Genomic DNA, 5,573 nt, shown 5'->3' on the forward strand with positions numbered 1-5,573 from the left:
TATAGATCGGTCTCAGCCGTCGTTGGCACTCACGGACCCTGCAGTCGGCGGGCCCGGACGACGTCGGTCGTCCGAGGCCGCGACTTGACAGGGTCACGTGTCTATGGACTGCAAGGATCCGCGGGTGGCCGCGGACGAGACGGAAAGGCCTCGAGTGACCACTTCGACGACCAGCGGTGTGCAGGACGGCAAGGAGACCACTGCCTCCGAGGCCACGACCACGCGCACCCGCTCCACGGCAGCCAAGAAGTCGGCAGCCACGAAGAGCGCCACGACCAAGGGCGCCACGACGCGGACGACCGCGACGAAGTCGGCGGCGACCAAGACCGCTGCCACGCCGACGGCCAAGAAGAAGGCGACCCGGAAGCCCACCGCGGCCAAGACCACCGCCACGGCCAAGACCACCGCCGCGAAGAAGACCGCCACGACCGGGGGCAAGAAGGCCACCGCGTCCGCCGCCTCCGCCGAGCAGGCCGAGGACGACGAGGAGCTCGTCCAGGCGCGCGAGCGCACCGAGGCCGCGGACGCCGTCGAGGAGGACGTGGTGGCGGACGAGACCGCCACCGAAGACTCTGATGATGAGGACGCGGACGGCTCGGACGCTCCGGAGCGTCCGGCGATGGACGCGGAGGCCGTGACCGGCACGACGGCCGCCACAGGCCAGAAGGTGGCCCAGTCCAAGGGCGCGTTCGTCATGGACGACTCCGAGGACGACGCCCCGGTGCAGCAGGTGGTCGTGGCGGGCGCCACGGCGGACCCGGTGAAGGACTACCTGAAGCAGATCGGCAAGGTCGCCCTGCTCAACGCCGAGCAGGAGGTGGACCTGGCCATGCGCATCGAGGCCGGCCTCTACGCCGAGCACGTCGTGCAGCACGAGGCCTCCGACGACTACCGCGAGCGCCGGGACATCCAGCTGATCATCGCGGACGGGCGCAAGGCCAAGAACCACCTGCTCGAGGCCAACCTGCGTCTGGTGGTCTCCCTGGCCAAGCGCTACACCGGTCGCGGCATGCTGTTCCTGGACCTCATCCAGGAGGGCAACCTCGGCCTGATCCGCGCCGTCGAGAAGTTCGACTACACCAAGGGCTTCAAGTTCTCCACGTATGCCACGTGGTGGATCCGTCAGGCCATCACCCGCGCCATGGCGGACCAGGCCCGCACCATCCGCATCCCGGTGCACATGGTGGAGGTCATCAACAAGCTGGCCCGCGTGCAGCGGCAGATGCTCCAGGACCTCGGCCGCGAGCCCACCCCGGAGGAGCTGGCCAAGGAGCTGGACATGACCCCGGAGAAGGTCGTCGAGGTGCAGAAGTACGGCCGCGAGCCCATCTCCCTGCACACCCCGCTCGGCGAGGACGGCGACTCCGAGTTCGGCGACCTGATCGAGGACTCCGAGGCCGTCGTGCCCGCGGACGCCGTCTCCTTCACGCTGCTCCAGGAGCAGCTGCACTCGGTGCTGGACACGCTCTCCGAGCGCGAGGCCGGTGTCGTCGCCATGCGCTTTGGCCTGACCGACGGCCAGCCCAAGACGCTGGACGAGATCGGCAAGGTCTACGGAGTGACACGAGAGCGCATCCGCCAGATCGAGTCGAAGACCATGTCCAAGCTGCGTCACCCCTCCCGCTCGCAGGTGCTCCGGGACTACCTGGACTGAGTCGCAGCGGCATGACGAAGGGCCGGACCCCCGCGGGGGTCCGGCCCTTCGTCATGCCGGGCGCGTCAGGCGCCGGCGGTGAGGCGGTCCGTCTCGTCCTGCCACAGCGCGGCCTGGGGACGCAGCGCGTCCTCGACGGCGCGGGCGTGGTGGGCGCAGAACTGGAGGGCACCGCCCGAGTGCAGCACGGCGCGGACGTAGGCCTGCGCGCCGCAGCGGTCGCAGCGGTCGGAACGGGTGAGGGCGGCCGGCTCGGCCACGGCGGTGATGGACATGGTGTCCTCCTCGGGTCTCTCGGGGCTGGAGGGCGACGACGCCGGTGGGGCGGGTCGGTCCTCCTCTTGTCCCATGGAACAGCAAGGATGGCAGGGAACTTCCCCGCGCGCCCGCCCCGCACCCGCGTTTCGCCACCCGCGTACGCAAGCAGCCGGGCCGGGCTGCCCAGGGACGTCCGGCCCGAACCCTGGCGTGTCCGGCCCGCGGAGTAGGCTGGACCGGCCGCCGTCGTCCACCGAAAGGCCCGCCCCGTGCCCGCGAACACCGAGTACAACGCCCGCCACCTCTCCGTGCTGGAGGGGCTCGAGGCCGTCCGCAAGCGGCCGGGCATGTACATCGGCTCCACCGATTCCCGCGGCCTCATGCACTGCCTCTGGGAGATCATCGACAACTCGGTGGACGAGGCTCTGGCCGGCTTCGGGCAGTCGATCGAGATCACCCTGCATCCGGACGGCTCCGTCGAGGTCGAGGACAACGGGCGCGGCATCCCCGTGGACGTGGAGCCGCGCACCGGCCTGTCCGGTGTCGAGGTGGTGTTCACCAAGCTCCACGCCGGCGGCAAGTTCGGCGGCGGTTCCTACGCCGCCTCGGGTGGCCTGCACGGCGTGGGCGCGTCGGTGGTCAATGCCCTGTCCTCGCGCCTGGACGTGCAGGTGCTGCGCGGCGGCAAGGTCCACCAGATGTCGTTCCGGCGCGGCGAGCCGGGCCGCTTCCAGGACGGGTCGCGCCCGTCGCCAGACGCCCCGTTCGAGCCGTCCACGGACGCCTCGCCGCTGGACGTCGTCGGGAAGGCCAAGCGCGGGCAGACCGGCACGCGCGTGCGCTACTGGGCGGACGAGCAGATCTTCGTGAAGGACGCGACGTTCTCCGCCGAGGAGCTCCAGGCGCGGGCGCGCCAGACCGCCTACCTGATCCCGGGCCTGCGGATCACAGTCAAGGACCTGCGCCGCCGACCCGGCACGCCCGGCGCCGACGGCCCGGTCGAGGAGGTCTTCCAGTACGACGGCGGCATCTCCGAGTTCGTGGAGCACCTCACGCCCGCCACCCCGGTGACGGACGTGTGGCGGATCCAGGGCTCCGGCACCTTCAAGGAGCGGGTCCCGGTGCTCGGCGAGGACGGGCGCACCTCCATGCAGGATGTGCAGCGCACGTGCGAGGTGGACGTCGCCCTGCGCTGGGACGTCGGCTACGACACCGTGTTCCGGTCCTTCGTGAACATCATCGCCACGCCCAAGGGCGGCACCCATCAGTCCGGGTTCGAGGCGGCACTGCTGAAGGTGTTCCGGGCCCAGGTGGAGGCCAACGCGCGCCGGCTCAAGGCCGGGTCGGACAAGGTGGAGAAGGACGACGTGCTGGCCGGCATGACCGCCGTCCTGACGGTGCGGCTCGCCGAGCCGCAGTTCGAGGGGCAGACCAAGGAGATCCTCGGCACCTCCGCGGTGCGGCGGATCGTCTCCCAAGTGGTGGAGAAGCAGCTGACCGCCCGCCTCACCTCCACGGCCCGCGCCCAGAAGCAGCAGGTGCACACGCTGCTGGAGAAGGTCGTCGCCGAGATGAAGTCGCGCATCTCCGCGCGCACCCACAAGGAGAACCAGCGGCGCAAGAACGCCCTGGAGACCTCGACGATGCCGGCCAAGCTGGCGGACTGCCGCAGCAACGACGTCGCCTCCTCCGAGCTGTTCATCGTCGAGGGCGACTCGGCGCTCGGCACCGCCAAGCTGGCCCGGTCCTCCGACTTCCAGGCCCTGCTGCCGATCCGGGGCAAGATCCTGAACGTGCAGAAGGCCTCCGTCTCGGACATCCTGGCCAATGCCGAGTGCGCGGCGCTGATCCAGGTCGTCGGGGGTGGTGCGGGGCGCAGCTTCGACCTGGATGCGGCCCGCTACGGCAAGGTCGTGCTGATGACGGACGCGGACGTGGACGGTGCCCACATCCGCACCCTCCTGCTGACGCTCTTCTTCCGCTACATGCGGCCCATGGTCGAGGCCGGGCGCGTGTACGCGGCCGTCCCGCCGCTGCACCGGATCGAGGCGGTGACCCGGGGCGTCAAGGAACGCGAGGTCATCTACACGTACTCCGAGCAGGAGCTGCACGCGACGCTCGCCCGCCTGGAGCGGGAGGGCCGCTCGTATCGCGAGCCGATCCAGCGCTACAAGGGTCTGGGCGAGATGGACGCGGACCAGCTGGCCGAGACCACCATGGACCCGCGCCACCGCATGCTCCGCCGCGTGAACATCGCCGAGGTGGAGGCCGCCGAGCGCGTCTTCGACCTGCTCATGGGTTCCGCGGTGGCCCCGCGCAAGGACTTCATCGTCTCCCACGCCGACGAGCTGGACCGCGAGCGCATCGACGCCTGACCCTCCGCTTTCGTTCGGGAAACGGCGGCGCGGCCGCCGCCGTTTCCCGAACGAAAGCGGCGTGACCCGCGCCGTTTTCCGAACGAAAGCTCGGGACGGGCGCTCGTTCCGGCCGCGGCGGGCGTCAGCGGTCGCGGTAGTACGCCGCGACGCGGTGCAGGCCCTCGTCGATGCTCACGGTCGGCGTCCACGCGAGGACCTCACGGGTGCGACGCTGGTCGAACCAGTGGGCGGTCGAGAGCTGCTCGGCGAGGAACTCGGTCAGCGGCGGCTCGCCGTCGTCGGAGCCCACGCCCCGGGACCGCAGCCCGAACAGATCCCGCTCCCACGCCCGCTCGATCAGGGCACCGGCGCGCCGGGCCAGGCCCGCCGGGACGCGGCGTTCGGGCTCCGCGGCGCCGCCCGCCAGCGCGATCTGGCGGATCAGCTCGCCGACCGGTCGCGGCTCGCCGTTGGTGACCACGAGGGCCTCGCCGTGGTGCACGTCGGCCGCGGACACAGCCGCCACCACGGCCTCGACGGCGTTGGCCGTGTACAGCGTGTCGACCAGGGGAGCGCCCGTGCCGAGCACGGGCATTCGCCCGGCCCGCGCGCGCTGCACGATCCGGTCGGTGAGCTGCAGGTCCCCGGGCCCCCACATCAGGTGGGGGCGCAGCACCAGGACGCGGAAGTCGTCGCGGTCGGCGGCCAGGGCCAGTCGCTCGCCGGCCGCCTTCGTGCGCGCGTAGGGTCCGCGCGCGTGCTCGGGGCTGGCGGCTCCGGCGCCCTCGCCGACGATGGAGTCGCCGGCGTGCGCCACGGAGGGGGAGGAGACGTGGACGAAGCGTCGCACGCCGTGGCGCTGTGCGGCGTGCAACAGGATGCGCGTGCCCTCCACGTTCACGGCCTCGTACTCGTGCTCGGGGCCGGACACGGACACCTTCGCGGCCACGTGCACCACGGTGTCCGCGCCGGTCAGGGCCTCCTCGACGGCGGCCGGGTCGGTCACGGACCCGCGCACGTCCCGCGCACCGGGCACGCCCGACGGACGCCGCTGCAGGGTGGTCACGTCGTTGCCGGCATCGGCGAGCACCCGGGCGACGCCCGCACCCAGCAGCCCCGAGGCGCCGGTCACCGGGACGCCGCGCGACCCCAGCCGCTCGCCCAGGGCCGGCCGCCCGGCGGCGGCCGTGTCGCAGGCGGAGCCGACGCCCCTCACAGCGCACACCCCTGCCAGCCGTCCCGCGCTGCCTCCGCCCCATCGGCCACACGGCCGCGGCCGAACGTGGAGTGGTGCCCGCGTGCCG

At 71.9% G+C, this 5,573-nt stretch carries 4 protein-coding genes; 2 read left to right on the forward strand and 2 right to left on the reverse strand.

Annotated features, from left to right (window positions below; all coding sequences use genetic code 11):
- Positions 1 to 103: 103 nt before the first annotated feature.
- The gene (locus tag D8M29_RS08005) at positions 104 to 1,654 is read left to right on the forward strand and encodes an RNA polymerase sigma factor (RefSeq protein WP_239074670.1); all 1,551 of its coding nucleotides are present in this window, start codon (positions 104 to 106) and stop codon (positions 1,652 to 1,654) included.
- 65 nt (positions 1,655 to 1,719) lie between these two features.
- On the opposite strand, the gene D8M29_RS08010 is transcribed toward D8M29_RS08005, so the two are convergent.
- Positions 1,720 to 1,929, reverse strand: a complete 210-nt coding sequence (locus tag D8M29_RS08010; RefSeq protein ID WP_002858172.1) for a hypothetical protein — start codon at positions 1,927 to 1,929, stop codon at positions 1,720 to 1,722.
- 252 nt (positions 1,930 to 2,181) lie between these two features.
- Between D8M29_RS08010 and D8M29_RS08015 the strand changes: the two genes are divergently transcribed.
- Positions 2,182 to 4,287 (forward strand): type IIA DNA topoisomerase subunit B, encoded by a 2,106-nt coding sequence (locus tag D8M29_RS08015; RefSeq protein ID WP_044659526.1) that lies wholly within the window; start codon positions 2,182 to 2,184, stop codon positions 4,285 to 4,287.
- A gap of 124 nt (positions 4,288 to 4,411) precedes the next feature.
- Here the strand turns inward: D8M29_RS08015 and D8M29_RS08020 are convergent, their stop codons facing one another.
- Positions 4,412 to 5,434 (reverse strand): NAD(P)-dependent oxidoreductase, encoded by a 1,023-nt coding sequence (locus tag D8M29_RS08020; protein ID WP_174233322.1) that lies wholly within the window; start codon positions 5,432 to 5,434, stop codon positions 4,412 to 4,414.
- Positions 5,435 to 5,573: the final 139 nt, after the last annotated feature.

It is taken from the genome of Micrococcus sp. HSID17227, assembly GCF_003989405.1.
Lineage (GTDB): Bacteria > Actinomycetota > Actinomycetes > Actinomycetales > Micrococcaceae > Micrococcus > Micrococcus luteus.